Annotated in this window: 16 protein-coding genes and 5 tRNA genes; all 21 read right to left on the bottom strand. The window is 55.8% G+C overall.

The genetic code is table 11. The features are described 5' to 3' along the window. Nucleotides 1-2: 2 nt before the first annotated feature. Nucleotides 3-494 carry a pantetheine-phosphate adenylyltransferase gene (coaD, locus tag ACFCTO_RS05380; protein WP_020311470.1) on the bottom strand — a complete coding sequence of 164 codons (492 nt, stop codon included), beginning with the start codon at nucleotides 492-494 and terminating at the stop codon, nucleotides 3-5. A 3-nt stretch (nucleotides 495-497) separates the two neighbouring features. Next, nucleotides 498-1,055 carry a 16S rRNA (guanine(966)-N(2))-methyltransferase RsmD gene (gene rsmD / locus ACFCTO_RS05375; protein WP_020311471.1) on the bottom strand — a complete coding sequence of 186 codons (558 nt, stop codon included), beginning with the start codon at nucleotides 1,053-1,055 and terminating at the stop codon, nucleotides 498-500. Between the two features lie 54 nt (nucleotides 1,056-1,109). Next, on the bottom strand, nucleotides 1,110-1,733 hold the full coding sequence (plsY, locus tag ACFCTO_RS05370) for a glycerol-3-phosphate 1-O-acyltransferase PlsY (RefSeq protein ID WP_292300824.1): 624 nt from the start codon (nucleotides 1,731-1,733) through the stop codon (nucleotides 1,110-1,112). Then, complete coding sequence (gene der / locus ACFCTO_RS05365) at nucleotides 1,730-3,061, bottom strand: ribosome biogenesis GTPase Der (RefSeq protein ID WP_226884416.1); 1,332 nt, start codon at nucleotides 3,059-3,061, stop codon at nucleotides 1,730-1,732. The genes plsY and der overlap by 4 nt, the downstream gene beginning before the upstream one ends. Before the next feature lie 69 nt (nucleotides 3,062-3,130). Continuing rightward, nucleotides 3,131-5,089: a bifunctional 4-hydroxy-3-methylbut-2-enyl diphosphate reductase/30S ribosomal protein S1 gene (locus ACFCTO_RS05360; RefSeq protein WP_292300822.1), complete on the bottom strand. Its 1,959-nt coding sequence runs from the start codon at nucleotides 5,087-5,089 to the stop codon at nucleotides 3,131-3,133. Further along, nucleotides 5,086-5,700, bottom strand: a complete 615-nt coding sequence (locus tag ACFCTO_RS05355; RefSeq protein WP_292260125.1) for a lysophospholipid acyltransferase family protein — start codon at nucleotides 5,698-5,700, stop codon at nucleotides 5,086-5,088. The genes ACFCTO_RS05360 and ACFCTO_RS05355 overlap by 4 nt, the downstream gene beginning before the upstream one ends. Continuing rightward, the gene (gene cmk, locus ACFCTO_RS05350) at nucleotides 5,700-6,368 is read right to left on the bottom strand and encodes a (d)CMP kinase (protein ID WP_292260128.1); all 669 of its coding nucleotides are present in this window, start codon (nucleotides 6,366-6,368) and stop codon (nucleotides 5,700-5,702) included. The genes ACFCTO_RS05355 and cmk overlap by 1 nt, the downstream gene beginning before the upstream one ends. Then, nucleotides 6,356-7,609: a BaiN/RdsA family NAD(P)/FAD-dependent oxidoreductase gene (locus tag ACFCTO_RS05345; RefSeq protein ID WP_292301624.1), complete on the bottom strand. Its 1,254-nt coding sequence runs from the start codon at nucleotides 7,607-7,609 to the stop codon at nucleotides 6,356-6,358. Before ACFCTO_RS05345 ends, cmk begins: the two co-directional genes overlap by 13 nt. A 12-nt stretch (nucleotides 7,610-7,621) precedes the next feature. Beyond that, a complete protein-coding gene (locus tag ACFCTO_RS05340) occupies nucleotides 7,622-8,341 on the bottom strand; it encodes a pseudouridine synthase (protein ID WP_499876497.1) in 720 nt (239 codons plus the stop codon). Beyond that, nucleotides 8,310-8,888, bottom strand: coding sequence for an SMC-Scp complex subunit ScpB (scpB, locus tag ACFCTO_RS05335; protein WP_020309629.1), 579 nt, complete (start codon nucleotides 8,886-8,888; stop codon nucleotides 8,310-8,312). Before scpB ends, ACFCTO_RS05340 begins: the two co-directional genes overlap by 32 nt. Further along, nucleotides 8,863-9,582, bottom strand: a complete 720-nt coding sequence (locus ACFCTO_RS05330) for a segregation and condensation protein A (RefSeq protein ID WP_292260134.1) — start codon at nucleotides 9,580-9,582, stop codon at nucleotides 8,863-8,865. Before ACFCTO_RS05330 ends, scpB begins: the two co-directional genes overlap by 26 nt. A gap of 135 nt (nucleotides 9,583-9,717) precedes the next feature. Next, a tRNA-Leu gene (locus tag ACFCTO_RS05325) sits at nucleotides 9,718-9,806 on the bottom strand. 19 nt (nucleotides 9,807-9,825) lie between these two features. Continuing rightward, nucleotides 9,826-9,899 (bottom strand) — tRNA-Cys (locus ACFCTO_RS05320). A gap of 5 nt (nucleotides 9,900-9,904) precedes the next feature. Continuing rightward, a tRNA-Gly gene (locus ACFCTO_RS05315) sits at nucleotides 9,905-9,979 on the bottom strand. 5 nt (nucleotides 9,980-9,984) lie between these two features. After that, nucleotides 9,985-10,060: transfer RNA gene (locus ACFCTO_RS05310), tRNA-Phe, on the bottom strand. 3 nt (nucleotides 10,061-10,063) lie between these two features. Next, a tRNA-Asp gene (locus ACFCTO_RS05305) sits at nucleotides 10,064-10,140 on the bottom strand. Between the two features lie 186 nt (nucleotides 10,141-10,326). Beyond that, entirely contained in the window at nucleotides 10,327-11,862 is a 1,536-nt protein-coding gene (rny, locus tag ACFCTO_RS05300; protein ID WP_292260138.1) for a ribonuclease Y, read from the bottom strand. Between the two features lie 196 nt (nucleotides 11,863-12,058). Beyond that, complete coding sequence (locus tag ACFCTO_RS05295; protein WP_292260141.1) at nucleotides 12,059-12,484, bottom strand: regulatory protein RecX; 426 nt, start codon at nucleotides 12,482-12,484, stop codon at nucleotides 12,059-12,061. Beyond that, complete coding sequence (gene recA, locus ACFCTO_RS05290; protein ID WP_292300812.1) at nucleotides 12,485-13,561, bottom strand: recombinase RecA; 1,077 nt, start codon at nucleotides 13,559-13,561, stop codon at nucleotides 12,485-12,487. A 15-nt stretch (nucleotides 13,562-13,576) separates the two neighbouring features. Further along, nucleotides 13,577-14,836: a competence/damage-inducible protein A gene (locus ACFCTO_RS05285; protein WP_499876496.1), complete on the bottom strand. Its 1,260-nt coding sequence runs from the start codon at nucleotides 14,834-14,836 to the stop codon at nucleotides 13,577-13,579. A 15-nt stretch (nucleotides 14,837-14,851) separates the two neighbouring features. Continuing rightward, nucleotides 14,852-16,186, bottom strand: coding sequence for a 30S ribosomal protein S12 methylthiotransferase RimO (rimO, locus tag ACFCTO_RS05280; protein ID WP_499876495.1), 1,335 nt, complete (start codon nucleotides 16,184-16,186; stop codon nucleotides 14,852-14,854). Nucleotide 16,187: the final 1 nt, after the last annotated feature.

Genomic DNA, 16,187 nt, shown 5'->3' with positions numbered 1-16,187 from the left:
TCCTAAGCATTGTACTTGTCTGCAAACTTCTCTTTCAGTTTCTGTTCGACATAATCGGGAACCATATCGTCGAGCTTGCCGCCGAAGCAGGCCAGTTCGCGGATACCTGTCGAGCTGATATACGAATACTGGGTACTGGTCATGATGAAGACCGTTTCGATACGCGGTTCCACCTTCTTCATGAGCAGGGCCCGCTGGAATTCGTATTCAAAATCGCTCAGGGCGCGCAGGCCGCGGATGATGATAGTCGCACCGTGTTCGATGGCATATTCGTTGAGCAGGCCATGGAAGCTGACGACTTCAATGTTGGGAATGTGTTTTGTCGTTTCCCGCAACATCTCTTCCCGTTCTGCCATCGAGAACAAGGGCTTCTTCGACGGGTTCTCAAAAACAGCGACGATGAGCTTGTCGACAAGCTGGCTCCCCCGTTCAAAAATGTCAATGTGTCCGTTGGTGACAGGATCAAAACTGCCGGGACAAATACCGATTCGCACTTTCTAGACTCCTTCCTGACGACGGCGGATAAAGGCAATCCGCGTGTCTTTCCCATAGGATTTTTCTCTGATGACCTCATACAATGGGCTCTCCGTTATACCTTCGTTCCGGCTGTATTCCATCAGAATCAATCCTCCCGGAGCCAGCAAATCGTATTCACCTATCAAAGCGATTGTATCGTTCACCAAATTTTTGTTATACGGCGGGTCCGCAAAGATATAATCAAATTTGCGTCCCTGCAGCCGCGCCAGGGCTTTGGCCGAGTTAAGGCGCAGCACTTCGACGCAGTCTGCAAAGCCGCAAAGGGCTGCATTCTGGCGGATGAGCTGCTGCGTGTAATGGTCGATGAAGACAGCCGATGCCGCACCGCGGCTCAGCGCTTCCAGCCCGAGGGCACCCGTACCGGCAAAGATATCGAGGACAGCGGCACCGCGCAGGCCGCCGCTGTTTTCGAGGATGTTGAAGAGACTTTCCCGCGTACGGTCCAGCGTCGGCCGGGTCAGCATCCCCTTCGGGGACTTCAGGACCCGTCCTCTGGCACTGCCGGATATGATTCTCATAGGCTCACCTGCTCGTACATAGTTAATTATACACGTTTTTTATTACATATCAATCTATTTTTTCTTAATTCGTTCGACCTTCAGTTCCTTGCCGTGCATGAGGCGGATGATGTTGTCTTTATGGCGCACGACGACCAGCAGGGCTGCCAGCAGGCCGAAAATCGTCAGCGGCAGGGGTTCGTTGAAAAAGAACATGGTAACGGGCACCAGGATGGCCGCTACGATGGAACCGAGGGAGACGATGCGCGTCAGGGCGACGATGACGGCCCAGACGCAGAAGACGATGAGCGTTTCCCACGGGGCCAGGAACAGGATGATGCCCAGGCCCGTGGCGACGCCCTTGCCGCCTTTGAACTTGAGGAAAATCGAGCACGAATGGCCGACGATGGCCAGCAGGCCGCCGGCGATCATGAAGTAGATCTGCGTGTCCGTACTGCCCAGGCCCGACTGGCTGGCGACCTGGCCGAGGTAGACGCCGAGCATCCCCTTGGCGACATCGCAGATGAGGACCAGCAGGCCGCCGACGGCGCCGAAGACGCGGTAGGCGTTGGTCGCCCCCGTGTTATGGCTGCCGTAGTCCCTGATATCTGTATGATACAAGGCCTTGCCGATGACCAGACCGCTTGGGAAGGACCCGGCGATATAGGCCAGTACCAGGCAGAGGATTCCGAGCATCATAAGCTTTCACCGTCCTTCTTCCCGCGCAGGATGAGCCGGATCGGCGTCCCTTCAAAGCCGAAGGTTTCGCGCAGGCGGTTTTCCAGAAAGCGCAGGTACGAGAAATGCATGAGCTGCGGTTCGTTGACGAAGAGGATGAACGTCGGCGGCTGGACCGAAGCCTGGGTCATGTAGTAGATCTTGAGCAGCTTGCCGCCCTTGGCCGGCGGCGGATTGGTCAGCTGGGCATCTTCGATGAGTTCGTTGAGGACGCTCGTCGACACGCGCATGTGCTGCTGTTCCGACACGAACTTGACCATGTCGGCCAGGCGGTTGATGCGCTGCTTGGTCAGGGCCGAAGCGAAGAGGATGGGCGCATACTGGAGGAAAGCCAGTTCGCGGCGGATGTCTTCTTCAAATTTGTGGCTCGTCTTGCTGTCCTTTTCGACGAGGTCCCACTTGTTGACGACGATGATGCAGCCCTTGCCGGCTTCATGGACGTAACCGGCTATCTTCGTATCCTGTTCGGTCACGCCTTCTGTGGCATCGATGACCAGGACGGCGATATCCGAACGGTCGACGGCGCGCAGGGCCCGGACGACGCTATAGCGTTCGACAGGCATGTCGATCTTGGCCTTGCGGCGCATACCGGCCGTATCGATGAGGACGAAATCCGTCCCTTCATAGGACCAGTGGGTATCGATGGAATCGCGCGTCGTCCCCGGCACGTTGCTGACGATGACCCGTTCCTGCCCCAGGAGGGCATTGGTCAGGGATGACTTGCCGACATTCGGCCGGCCGACGAGGGCGATGTGGATGGCTTCGTCGTCATCGTCCATGGCCGGGACTTTCTTGATGTACTTCAGGACTTCGTCGAGGAGGTCGCCGAGGTTCATTAGGTTGACAGCCGAGACGCCGATGGGGTCGCCCAGGCCGAGGCTGTAAAATTCGTAGATATTCATTTCTTGTTCGACGCTGTCGATCTTGTTGACGACCAGGATGACCGGCTTGCCGCATGAGCGAAGGATGTGGGCGATTTCTTCATCCTGAGGCTGGACGCCGACTTTGCCGTCGACGACATAGAGGATGACGTCAGCTTCGCGGATGGCCAGTTCAGCCTGATAACGCATACTGGTAAAGATATGGTTATCTGAATCGACGAATTCGATGCCGCCCGTATCGATCATGGTGAATTCCTGGCCGAGCCATTCGGCGTCGAAATAAATGCGGTCGCGCGTCACGCCGGGAATGTCTTCGACGATGGAAATGCGCTTCTTGACAATGGCATTGAAGAGCGTCGATTTGCCGACGTTCGGACGCCCGACGACAGCGACTAAGGGTTTGTACATGGCAGAATCCTTTCTATAGACGAAAAAAGGATAACCGGTAGAGCCCGGCTATCCCCTTTTTGTGAAACCTTAGTTGTTTTCTTCTTCTTTATCCTGGTTATCGAGATAGTTGCGAACTTCCTGTTCTTCTTCATCTTTCTGAATGGCCAAGACGCTGAGAGAAATCTTTTTCTTATCCGTATCGATGCCGATGATCTTGACGTTCATGACATCGCCGATGTTGACCAGGTCTTTGACAGCAACGCCGCGTTTTTCCGTCAATTCGGAAATGTGGAGCAAGCCCTGCAATTCCGGATCGATGGCCAGGATAGCGCCGAAGGGCAGGAGCTTCTTGACTTCGCCTTTGACGATATCGCCGACTTCAAATTTTTCGATAGCAGCGATCCAGGGGTTCTTCTGGAGTGCTTTCAAGGACAAGGAAATACGGTTCCGTTCTTTATCGAATTTCTGAACGAGGACCTGGAGTTTTTCACCCGTATGGAGAACGGCATCGACAGAGCTGATGCGTTTCCAGGAAATGTCGGAAATGTGGAGCAGGCCTTCTACGCCGCCGAGGTCGATGAATGCACCATAGGGCATGATCTTGACGACCGTGCCTTCGAGGACAGCGCCTTCTTCAATGTGTTTGAGGGCTTCTTCGCGTTTTGCTTCGCGTTCTGCTTCGAGGACGGCTTTGCGGGAAAGGACGAGGCGGTTCTTGTGTTCGTCGATGTCGATGACTTTGACCTGGAAGGTCTGGCCTACGAGATAGTCCAAAGATTTAACGAATTTGATATCGCCCTGGGAAAGGGGAATGAAACCACGCAGGGATTTGATGGAAACGACAAGGCCAGCCTTGTTCGTTTCTTTACCTGTACATTCGACGAGCTGGTCGTTTTCAAAAGCATCGCGGACTTCTTTCCAGTCTTCGACTTTTTTCATCTTGACGAGGGAAACGACGATAGCTCCTTCTTCCTTGATGTTGTTGGCGATTTCAACAGTCAGTTCGTCGCCGACTTTGACAAAGTCACTTGCTTTTTCCGGAGCGGGAACAGCCATTTCCTTTTTCGGCAGGATTGCTTCTGCTTTCGTACCGATGGAAACATAGGCAGCATCATCATTCACAGAAATAACCGTGCCTTTGACCACGTCACCTTTCTTTGGATTTTCTTCATAGTCATACTTGTCCAACAATTCTTCACTCATTACTTCTGTGCCTTCAGCTTGCAAATTTTCCATAATCTTAACAACCTCCTGTATTATCCAATCCGGCGTGGAAGCGCCGGCTGTAATGCCTATATGATTCATACCACGGAACCAGGCCGTATCCAATTCGGCTGCTGTTTCGATGTGGTATGTCGGGCAATCCTGTTCACGGCATACCTGCGCGAGGCGGCCTGTGTTGGCGCTGTTCTTGCCGCCAATGACGATCATGGCGTCCACATGGCCTGCCAGTTCTATCGCTGCCTGCTGACGCTGCTGCGTCGCCGTGCATATGGTCATATGCACATCGAGATGATTGGTCTTTCGTTGCAGGATAGCGGCGATACGCTTGAATTGCTCTTGAGAGAACGTCGTCTGGACGACGACTCCCATAGAATCGCAAAAGGGAATTTTTTCAGCTTCTTCTTCCCTATCTATTATAATAGCACGATTTGCCCCCCATTGTGAAATGCTAATTACTTCAGGATGGGATTTTTCTCCTACTATTATGAGTTTTTCGCCCTTTTCGACGATGTTTTTAGCGTCTTGTTGGGCCTTTTTGACGTGTGGACACGTCGCATCTATGACTTTTAGTTCTTTTTGGTCAGCCTGTTCATAGACATCCGGGCCGACTCCGTGAGAGCGTATCAGGATGACAGCCCCCTTGTCGACATCGTCCAGCGAGTCGACCGGCGATACGCCATGAGCGGCTAAACGCCCGACAACTTGCGGATTGTGGATGATGGGTCCCAGGGTATGCGTCCCCTTTTCGGCCTGCCCCGCAAGCTCGACAGCCCGGCGCACACCATAGCAAAAGCCACAGGCCGCGGCGAGAGTTACTTTCATTTTGCGTCCCCTTTATACTGATTTTGCATAGCTATGATAATATCGCGGATTTCGTCGGAAAAACCTTTGACCAAGTCGCGATCCGACGCCTTTCCCTGCGGTGCCGGGACGGGTTTGCCAAAGATGACCCGGACGGGACCGGTCTTTTTCGGCAGGAATTCGGAATTGACGATAGCCGCCGGCAGGACCGGCACCTTGGCCTTGATGGCGATTCCGGCAAAGCCTTCATGGAAAGGCCCGACTTTGCCGCCCCGCGTCCGCTTCCCTTCAGGGAAAATCCCCAGGACCTCGCCGCTCTTCAGGACCCGGAAGGACTCGATGACGGCTTTGCGGTCGATGTGGCCGCGGTGGACCGGGAAGGTGTGGACATAGCGCAGGAACCAGCCCATGAGGGGATTGCGGAACAATTCCTCTTTAGCCATGAAATGGATCAGATGATGGCGCATGGCCGTCCCCAGCAGGGGCGGATCGAAATTGCTGGCATGATTGCAGACGACCAGGAACGGCCCCTTTTCGGGGATGTTCTCTTCGCCGATGACTTCCATGCCCAGGACGCCGTAGGTAGCGACATTGAAAATCTTGCGGATCACGCCATATGTAAAGGTATGCATCAGCCTCGCTCCTTCATCAGGCCCAGGATGACGTCGGCCGTCTGCTCTAAATCGAGATTGCTGTTGTCGACGACGATGGCATCGTCGGCCTTCTTCAGCGGCGAAACGGCGCGGTGCGAATCCATATCGTCGCGGGCGGCGATACTGGCAGCGATTTCTTCATACGTCTCGCTGCCGCCTTTGGCCTGGACTTCCAAATAACGGCGGCGGGCCCGGGAATCGACAGACGCCGTCAGGAAGATCTTGAGGTCTGCCTGGGGCAGGACGACAGTCCCGATATCGCGGCCGTCGAGGATGACGCCGCCTTCTTTAGCCATGGCCTGCTGTAATTTTACCAGTTTTTCCCGTACGACTGCAAGAGCCGCGACGGCAGAAACATGGGAAGATACGCGCTGGGTCCGGATGGCTTCGGTCACTTCCGTCGATCCGACGTAGACGCGGCACAGGTCTGCCTGCGGTTCCAGGCGGATATCAATGGTATCGACGAGGTCACGGACCGCTTTTTCATCAGAAAGGTCGATGCCTTTTTCCAGGACGGCCCAGGTAAAGGCCCGGTACATGGCACCCGTATCGATATACAAGTAATGGACCCGGTTGGCCAGGACCTTGGCGACACTGCTCTTGCCCGCTCCGGCCGGCCCATCAATGGCAACCGTCAATTTTCGCATGGTATGCACTCCTTTGTAGCGGCCGCCGTTCCGGCGACGAAGCCCGTCGAAAAGGCTGCCTGCAGATTATAGCCGCCAGTAAAGGCGTCGATGTCGATGACTTCTCCGGCAAAATAGAGATTGGGGACAAGTTTCGACTCCATCGTCTTGGGATTGATTTCCTTGACGGCAATGCCGCCAGCCGTGACGATGGCTTCTTCAATGGGACGCGTCCCGGTCACGGTCAGGCTCAGGGCCTTGAGGGTATCGACCAGGTCCTGCCGCTGTTCCCGGGAAATCTGGTTGACCGGACAGGCAGCGGCGATGCCGGCCTGGTCGAGGACGATGGGGATGAGTCGCTGCGGCAGGAGGTCCTTCAGCCCATTGGCGGCCTCTTTGCGGATGTATTTCTCGAAATCCCGCCGCAGCCGGGCGTCGAGCTTTTCCTTGGACAAGGCCGGTTTGAGGTCGATGCGCAGCTGCATGGGAAAAGCACAGGACTTCTTATGGGCCGCCTCGGTACTGAGCATGAGGATGATCGGCCCGGACACGCCGAAATGAGTGAAGAGCATCTCGCCGAAATAGGAGGCAGCTTTCTTGCCCCGCTTCCACAGCGATGCTTCGACATTGCGCAGGGACAGGCCCGACAGGGTGTGAGGCCAGGTTTCTTCCGTCGTAAAGGGAATGAGCGATGGTTTCAGCTCCGTCACGCTGTGTCCCAGGCTGCGGGCAAAGCCGTAGCCGTCGCCTGTCGAACCGGTCACGGGATAGGACATGCCGCCCGTCGTGATGATACAGGCGTCGCCTTCGTAATTCCCCGACGCCGCACTGACGACCATGCGGCTGCCCCAGGCCTTGACGGCGTGGACAGCGTCGCTCAGATGGAGGTCGACGCCCTTCTGGCAGAGCTTGCGATAGAAGAGCTTGCGCACTTCGATGGCACTGTCCGACTGGGGGAAGATGCGGCCGCCCCGTTCCTCCTTGGTAGCCAGGCCCCAGGTATGCAATTTATCCAGCAGATCCTGATTGGTAAATTGTTCATACGCACTGTAGAGGAATTTGCCGTGGCCCGGCGTATGGACGATGAAATCGGCCATGCTGCACGAATTGGTCAGATTGCAGCGGCCCTTGCCGGTAATGCCCATCTTCTTGCCGACGATATCATTTTTTTCAAATAAGTGTACCCTGGCCCCGGCTTCTGCCGCGGCCAGCGCAGCCATGATGCCGGCCGCACCGGCACCGATGACGAGTATTTCCTTCATAGGCACTCCTGTTTATTTATATTGGTAGAGTTCCGCCACTTCTTCGCGGGTCAGCTTGCGATAGGCCCCGCGCTTGACACCGCTCAGGGTCAGGAAGGCGTACTGGACGCGGCGCAGGTTGTGGACCTGGTAGCCGAAGAACTCGAACATGCGGCGGACCTGGCGGTTGCGTCCTTCATAGATGGTGATTTCCACACTGGTCAGGTTCGTCTTCGGGTCATAGCCGATATAGTAGACATCGGCCGGGGCCGTCATGCCGTCCTTCAGCTCGACGCCGTCTGCCAGGTGCTGCAGGACCGAATCGGCAATGCGCCCTTTGACCTTGACTTCATAAGTCTTGTCGACGAGGCGGCTGGGATGCATGAGGATGTTGGCCAGTTCACCGTCATTGGTCATGATCAGCAGGCCTTCCGTATTCTGGTCCAGGCGGCCGACGGCGTAGATGCGGTCCTTTTCCTTCCTGAAATAGTCCATGACCGTCGCCCGACCCTGGTCATCGCTCGACGTGGTGATGACGCCCTTGGGCTTGTTGAACAGATAATAATGCTTCGGCTGCGCTTCCAGGGTCTTGCCGTCGACGGCAATGCGGTCCTTGTCGGGGTCGACTTTCGTCCCCAGTTCGCGGACAATGATGCCGTTGACGTGGACGCGCCCTTCTAATATCATCTTTTCCGAAGCGCGCCGCGAAGCGACACCGCAGTTACTCATCACTTTCTGTAACCGTTCTTCCATCAGTTGCATCCTCCGTAATATCTGCCGGCATGCGGCCGGCTAAATCGGCCAGGGAATCCATGCCGATACATTCTAAAAAATAAGCAGACGTGCCGTATAAAATCGGCCGTCCTGGGCTGTCCTTGCGCCCCAGTTCGACGACGAGGCCCTGCTGGACCAGCGACGTCAGGACCCGTTCTGACGAGACACCGCGCAGCTTTTCGATTTCAGCCCGCGTAATGGGCTGCTTGAAGGCGACGATGGCCAATACTTCCAGTGCCATAGAGGACAACTCCGTCGTCCCCGTCCGGACCCATTGCAGGGCATCGTGGAGGTCCGGCCGCGTGACCAGCTGAAAGCCGCCGGCGACACGGATGAGGACGATACCCCGCCGCTGGCTGCTGAGCAGGTGCTGCAGGCGGTCTGCCGTCGCTTCCGTTTCGGCCTGGGTCCAGCCCGTATGGGCGCAGATGGCCGTCACCGTCATGGGGTCGCCGCTCAGAAAGAGCAGGGCTTCCAGCAGAGCCGTAGGCTCGATGGTATCAGTTTGGCGTGTATCGTAAGGCAATGGTATTCCCATCCTCTCCTTCAGCAACAGTAGCGCATTGGCCGATTTTCAGCAGTTCCAGGACGGCCAGGAAGGTGACGACCAGTTCGACCCGGGACCGGCAGGTCCTGAATATGGCGTCGACGGCCATCGTACCCTGGGCACGGCGCAGGGCGTAAGTGACGCGGCGCATGCACTCTTCGACGCTGTAGATTTCCTTCTGTATGCGGATCTCTACGGCTGTCGGCTCGGGAAGGGCCTGGCAGACCTTGTGGAACGCCTGGTAGAGGGCCTCTGTGTCGATATGGCCGGCAAAGCGGGCCTCATAGGGCATGGCCGTCGGCAGGCGCCCCAGCATGAGGCTGCGGGCATCCCACAACTGTCCCATAGCCTGGGACAGGGCTTTCATCTTTTTATATTCGACGAGCTGGCGGACCAGCGCTTCCTGCGGGTCTTCTTCCTCCTCTTCAGCCAGTTTCGGCTGCTTAGGCAGCAGCAGGCGCGATTTGATCTGCAATAGCGTCGCTGCCATGACGAAGAACTTGCTGGCATAATCGACATCGAACGTGTCGATGTCCGCTACGTAGGCGTTGAACTGGTCTGTAATCTCGACGATAGGTATGTTATAAATATCGACTTTGTTCTTTTCGATGAGATAGAGCAGCAGGTCCAGGGGACCTTCAAAATCCGATACTTTATACTTGTATTCTGTCATGATTCATTATAACTCATTTTCCCATGAATGTGAATTTCACTGGACTGCGAAAAGGAGCTGTCCTAAGACAGCTCCTTTGTTTTGCAAGGGACTCGTCGGCCACGGCCAACGCCGCTCACACGCTCGTTGTTTTTTTGGTGCCGGGGACCGGAATCGAACCGGTACGGATATCTCTATCCGACGGATTTTAAGTCCGTTGCGTCTGCCAGTTCCGCCACCTCGGCATGACGAAAGATGAAAATATGGAGGCGGCACCCAGAATCGAACTGGGGATGAAGGTTTTGCAGACCTCTGCCTTACCGCTTGGCTATGCCGCCATATATGGAGCGGAAAACGAGACTCGAACTCGCGACCCCCACCTTGGCAAGGTGATGCTCTACCACTGAGCTACTTCCGCATTTGTGGTGCTCAGGGACGGAATTGAACCGCCGACACGGGGATTTTCAGTCCCCTGCTCTACCGACTGAGCTACCTGAGCAATTGGCGACCCCGATCAGATTTGAACTGACGATCTTCGCCGTGACAGGGCGACATGTTAAACCGCTACACCACGGGGCCACTTTCTTTCGTTCTTTCGAGGTTGTTTCGGTATTTCTTAGTGCCTCGAACAAAAACTATTTTACTACAAGAAGGATGTTTTGGCAAGTACTTTTTTTATTTTTTTCAAACTTTTTTTGTAGGAATGAAAAAGACGCCCGTCATGGCCGAAGCCATCACCGGGCGTCCTGATGAATTCAAAAAAGGTTATTTTGCATAATCCACCATCCGCGTTTCGCGGATGACGACGACTTTGATCTGGCCTGGGTATTCCAGTTCCGCTTCGATGCGTTTGACGATGTCGTGGACCAGCAGGACACAGTCCGATTCATCCAGCTTGTCCGGCTTGACCATGACGCGGATTTCGCGGCCGGCCTGGATGGCGAAGCAGTCTTCGACGCCATCGAAAGATTCGGCGATTTCTTCGAGTTTCGTCAGGCGTTTCAGATAGTTTTCCAGCGTTTCCCGGCGGGCACCCGGACGGGCAGCCGATACGGCATCTGCCGCCGACACCAGGACGGCTTCGACGCTGTGCGCTTCTTCATCGCCGTGATGGGCAGCGATGCAGTTGACGACCAGCTTGGATTCGCCGTATTTCTTGGCGATTTCCGTACCGATCGAAACGTGAGTCCCTTCCAGTTCGTGGTCCAGGGCCTTGCCGATATCGTGGATGAGCCCGGCCCGTTTGGCCAGGTTTTCATCGACGCCCAGTTCAGCGGCCATGATGCCGGCCAGCTGAGAGACTTCGATGGAATGGCGCAGGACATTCTGGCCATAACTGGTACGATAGCGCAGGCGGCCGAGGATTTTGATGAGTTCAGGATGCAGACCGTGAACGCCCGTTTCATACGTCGCCTGTTCGCCAGCTTCGCGGATCTTCTGATTGACTTCTTTGCGGGCCTTTTCGACCATTTCTTCAATGCGTGCCGGATGGATACGGCCATCGGCAATCAGTTTTTCCAGAGCAATGCGGGCGATTTCACGGCGTATGGGATCAAAGCACGACAAGATGACCGCTTCCGGCGTATCGTCGATGATGAGATCGACGCCGGTCAGCGTTTCAATAGCCCGGATATTGCGTCCTTCACGGCCGATGATGCGGCCTTTCATTTCATCGTTCGGCAGGGAAACGACAGATACTGTCGTTTCGGCGACGTGGTCAGCAGCACAGCGCTGGATGGCCATGGAAATGATTTCCCGGGCCTTGCCTTCGGCTTCTTCCTTGGCCTGGTCTTCCAGGTTCTTGATCATCTGCGCCGTTTCGTGCTTCACTTCGGTCTGGACGTTGTTCAGGAGCAATTCCTTGGCATCTTCATATGTCAAGCCGGAAATCCGTTCCAGTTCAGCCATCTTCTGTTCATGAAGGGCTTCGATTTTTTCCTGCATCCGCGTCACTTCATCTTCCTTACGCTGCAGGGCATCTTCCTTCTTTTCCATGGAATCGGATTTCTTGTCCAAATGTTCTTCTTTCTGCAACAGGCGCCGTTCAAAACGCTGCAATTCATTGCGGCGTTCCTTGTGTTCCCGTTCCGCATCGTTGCGCATCTTGTGGACTTCTTCCTTCCCTTCCAGGACGAGTTCCTTCTTACGGGCTTCTGCGTTCTGCTGGGCCGTGGCAATGATGCGCTGTGCTTCGACTTCGGCCTGGCCGATCTTGCCTTCGGCGATTTTCTTACGGTAAATATAGCCCGTACCGCCGCCGATGAGACCGCAGGCGACTGCTGCAGCAATAATCGTTAGCATAGTAATGGATTCACCTCCCCTTTCACAAAAAAAAGCCGAACTCGCAGTCCGGCTTTTTTTATGAGTATGTAAAATTTACTTCATGTTCAAAAAACCTACAATTATGCAAAATATAGACCAGTGTATCAAACCGGCTCTCTTAATTGTAAATTTTTTTTATATCAATGTCAAGATAGACTTAGTCAAGATTAACTTATCAATGGACCGTAAAATCTTCCAGGACGTCCCGTATGACTGAGGGCGAAAAGCCGCGGTACTGTAAAAAACGGGCCGCCTTGCGGGCTTCATCGGCGCGATAAGAGAACTTGCGCTTCACCAGATCCCCGGCCAGGGCGTATTCGTCGGGCCGCTCGACGTCTTCCGGTACGGGCAGGCAGCGGCGGCGCAGGCGGTTGACGATATACAAGTGGCCGTACTGCCCTTTGCGGGCATAATAGCGGTACACGTCACGGGCCAGGCGCTGGTCGTCGAGGAAGTGTTCCCCTTCCAGGGCGGCCACGACGTCCTCGAGGACGTCGTCGTCAACACCGCGGCGGCGCAGCTTGGCCTTCAGCTCCCCTTCGCTGAGAAAGCGGACGTTGAGGAGCTGCAAGGCTTTTTCGTAAGCTTCGCGATAGTCCATTTAGGCTTCGTCGCTGTTTTCAGCAGTTGTATCCGCCGCATCCAGGGACGCCGTATCTTCTTCTTCCATGGCTTCGTCGAATTTTTCCGGTTCTGCTGCCAGGGTATCGCGGATGATCTTTTCCACTTCGTCCGTGATTTCCGGATGTTCCTTCATGAAAATCTTGACGTTTTCCTTCCCCTGGCCCAGGCGTTCACCCTTATAGGAATACCAGGTACCGCTCTTTTCGATGATATCCATGGACGTACCCAAATCGAGGACCGTGCCTTCGCGGGAAATGCCCGCACCGTACATGATGTCGAATTCGCAGTGCTTGAAAGGTGGAGCCACTTTATTCTTGACGACTTTGACCCGCGCCCGGTTGCCGATGACATCGCCGCCGGACTTGATGGCTTCGCCCTTGCGGATTTCCATGCGGATCGAAGCGTAGAATTTCAGGGCCCGGCCGCCAGTCGTCGTTTCCGGGTTGCCGAACATGACGCCGACTTTTTCGCGGAGCTGGTTGATGAAGATGACGATGGCTTTGGACTTGGAAATGATGCCCGTCAGTTTGCGCAAGGCCTGGCTCATGAGGCGGGCCTGGAGACCGACGTGGGAATCGCCCATTTCCCCTTCGATTTCTGCTTTCGGGACCAGGGCGGCTACGGAGTCGACGACGATGATGTCGACGGCGCCGCTGCGGACGAGTTCTTCCGTGATTTCCAAGGCCTGTTCGCCATTATCGGGCTGGGAAATGAGCAGTTCATTCGTGTCGACGCCGAGGTGGCGGGCATAGACCGGATCCAGGGCGTGTTCGGCATCGATGAAAGCGGCAATGCCGCCGCTCTTCTGGGCCGAGGCGATGGCATGCAGGGCCAGGGTCGTCTTGCCTGACGATTCAGGACCGTAGATTTCGATGACGCGGCCGCGGGGATAACCGCCGACGCCGACGGCCAGGTCGACGGCCAGGGAACCCGATGAGATGACTTCCAGGTTCATCTTGTCGGCGACGTCGCCGAGGCGCATGATGGCGCCTTTGCCGAAATCCTTTTCAATCTTGCGCATTGCATTTTCAAGTGCTGTCTGTTTTGCGTCCAAATTGTCTCCTCCTAACTATGCGTTCTTTGTATGTGTCACTATATAGTGGACTAAGTAATAGACGGCCCGCAGGGCAGCCCGCTGTTTGACTTCGACCCGGCCGCCGTGATAGACGTTGCGGTGGGTCACGGTCCCCCAGGGACCGCTGATGCCCGTATAGACCAGGCCGACGGGCTGGTCCGGCGTACCGCCGCCGGGGCCGGCAATGCCCGTCGTACTGACGGCCAGGTCCGTCCCGTACAGGCGGCGGCTGCCTTCGGCCATTTCAGCAGCCGTCTGTGCGCTGACGGCCGTATAGCGTTCCAGCGTATCGTGAGAAACGCCGAGTATCTTTTCTTTCATTTCATTGCAGTACGTCCCGGCCGAGCCGCGGAAGTAATCGGAAGCGCCCGGCACATCGGTGATGAACGAGCCCACCAGGCCGCCGGTACACGATTCGGCAGCGCTGACGGAATAGCCGCCGTCGCCGACGATCTGGCCCAGGACATGGGCCATGGTATCGTCGTCGAAGCTGACAATCTGGCCAGCCAGCCGGCGGCGGACTTCCCCTTCCAGGGGAGCCAGCAGGGCCCGCGCCTGATCTTCCCGGTCAGCCCGGGCCGTCAGGCGGACTTCGACGAAGCCTGGCCGGGCATACATGGCCAGGGTCGGATTCGATTGCTCCTTGACCAGGTCCATGAGTTTCTCTTCGATGAAGGCTTCGCCCATGTCATAGATTTTGATATAGCGCGAAGCGATGCAGCCCTGGCTGCCAAAGGTCTGGAGCAGCCACGGTTTCAGGCGGTTTTCATACATCCAGCGCATTTCCGTCGGCGGTCCCGGCAGGTGGACCAGGGTCTTGCCGCCTTGCTGCATGGCCACACCCGGTGCCGTACCGGCGCCGTTATCGAAGAGGACGGCGCCCTGCGGGACCATGGCCTGGCGCTTCTGGTTTTCCGTCATGGCCGTGCTGCCGTGATGGACGAGGACCCATTGGCGGACCGATTCGGCAATGGTTTCATTATAAACGAGAGGCATTCCCATGAGGCGGGCGCCGATGATCTTGGTCATATCGCCCTGGGTCGGCCCGAGGCCGCCTGTGGTGATGACCATGTCGACGCGGGACAGGGCCGTCTTCAGGGCTTCTTCCATGCGCTGCGGGTTGTCGCCGACCGTCGTATGATAGATGACAGAATAGCCGATTTCATTGAGTTTCCTCGACAAGTAAGCTGAGTTATAATTGGTAATTTCACCTAACAGTAATTCGGAACCTGTCGTAACCAGTTCCACGAACATAAGCGATCACCTCGGTTAATCCATCCGTTCCGCTACGAGGTCATAGGCAAAGCCCTGGGCGATGCGGACGGGAATCATATCACCAGACTGTACGTCCTGGGCGTCTTCCAGATAGGTCAGGCCATCGACGTCGGGAGCCTGGATTTCAATGCGCCCGACAGCCTGGCGGATACCCTTTTCTTCTTCTACTCTTTCGACGAGCATCGTATGGACAGAGCCTTCCAGTTCCTGATTGCGGATTTCCGATACCTTGGCCTGGATGGCCATGAGCTGATGATACCGTTCTTCCTTGACTTCTTCCGGAATCTGGCCGTCCATGAGGGCTGCCGGCGTGCCGTCTTCGCGGGAATAGGTGAAGACGCCGACATCGTCGAATTCCGTTTCCTTGACGAAATCACAGAGTTCCTGGAATTCTTCTTCAGTTTCGCCAGGGAAGCCGACGATGAACGTCGAGCGCAGGGTCAGCTTGCGGCCGTGGCTGCAGAGCTTCTTCATGAGGCTGCGCACATCGGCTTCGGAATCGCGGCGGTTCATGCGCTGCAAGACGGACTGGGAAATGTGCTGGAGCGGCAAGTCGACGTAGGGACAGATTTTTTCTTCCTTGACGATGAGGTCCATCAATTCATCCGTAAAGTAGTGGGGATAGAGATAGAACAGGCGGATCCAGCGGATGCCGTCGATCTTCACCAGCTGGCGCAGCAGTTCCGGCAACAGGGAATGACCGGCCAGGTCGACGCCATAGCTCGTCGTGTCCTGGGCGATGAGGTTGACTTCCTTGACGCCGTCGGCTGCCAGCTGCTGTACTTCGGCGACGACGGAATCGACGGGCCGGCTGTACAACTTGCCCCGTACATGGGGAATGATGCAGAACGAGCAGCCGTTGTTGCAGCCTTCGCCGATCTTCACATAGGCACTGTACTTCGGCGTCGTCCGCAGGCGGCTCGTATTCTGGTTGTAGAGATGGCTGACGTCGTCCATGAAGCAGGCTTTGCGCCCTTTCTTGACCGTATCGATGGCTTCCCAGATGCGGTCCCACGAACCGGTTCCCAAGAGGGCGTCGATTTCCGGCATTTCCTTCATCAAATCTTCTTTATACTGCTGGCTCAGGCAGCCCGTGACGATGAGTATCTTGCATTTCCCTTCCGTCTTGTAGCGGGCAGCCTGCAATATCGTATCAATGGATTCCTGCTTGGCTTTTTCAATGAACGTACACGTATTGACGATAATGATATCCGCCTGGGGCAGGTCCTCTGTGATCTCCATATGGCGGTCGCGGAGGATGCCCAGCATGACTTCCGTATCAATAAGGTTTTTGGAGCAGCCTAAGCTGACAAATCCGATTTTTTCCATG

The sequence above is a fragment of the Megasphaera indica genome, assembly GCF_046614755.1.
Taxonomy (GTDB): Bacteria; Bacillota; Negativicutes; order Veillonellales; family Megasphaeraceae; genus Megasphaera; species Megasphaera intestinihominis.
This window is presented reverse-complemented; position numbering and strand designations above follow the sequence as displayed.

Coding starts and splice junctions, on each gene's coding strand:
- rsmD (WP_020311471.1), bottom strand. CDS start 1,055: ATGAGAATCATATCCGGCAGTGCCAGAGGACGGGTCCTGAAGTCCCCG.
- plsY (WP_292300824.1), bottom strand. CDS start 1,733: ATGATGCTCGGAATCCTCTGCCTGGTACTGGCCTATATCGCCGGGTCC.
- der (WP_226884416.1), bottom strand. CDS start 3,061: ATGTACAAACCCTTAGTCGCTGTCGTCGGGCGTCCGAACGTCGGCAAA.
- ACFCTO_RS05360 (WP_292300822.1), bottom strand. CDS start 5,089: ATGAAAGTAACTCTCGCCGCGGCCTGTGGCTTTTGCTATGGTGTGCGC.
- ACFCTO_RS05355 (WP_292260125.1), bottom strand. CDS start 5,700: ATGCATACCTTTACATATGGCGTGATCCGCAAGATTTTCAATGTCGCT.
- cmk (WP_292260128.1), bottom strand. CDS start 6,368: ATGCGAAAATTGACGGTTGCCATTGATGGGCCGGCCGGAGCGGGCAAG.
- ACFCTO_RS05345 (WP_292301624.1), bottom strand. CDS start 7,609: ATGAAGGAAATACTCGTCATCGGTGCCGGTGCGGCCGGCATCATGGCT.
- ACFCTO_RS05340 (WP_499876497.1), bottom strand. CDS start 8,341: ATGGAAGAACGGTTACAGAAAGTGATGAGTAACTGCGGTGTCGCTTCG.
- ACFCTO_RS05330 (WP_292260134.1), bottom strand. CDS start 9,582: ATGACAGAATACAAGTATAAAGTATCGGATTTTGAAGGTCCCCTGGAC.
- rny (WP_292260138.1), bottom strand. CDS start 11,862: ATGCTAACGATTATTGCTGCAGCAGTCGCCTGCGGTCTCATCGGCGGC.
- ACFCTO_RS05295 (WP_292260141.1), bottom strand. CDS start 12,484: ATGGACTATCGCGAAGCTTACGAAAAAGCCTTGCAGCTCCTCAACGTC.
- ACFCTO_RS05285 (WP_499876496.1), bottom strand. CDS start 14,836: ATGTTCGTGGAACTGGTTACGACAGGTTCCGAATTACTGTTAGGTGAA.
- rimO (WP_499876495.1), bottom strand. CDS start 16,186: ATGGAAAAAATCGGATTTGTCAGCTTAGGCTGCTCCAAAAACCTTATT.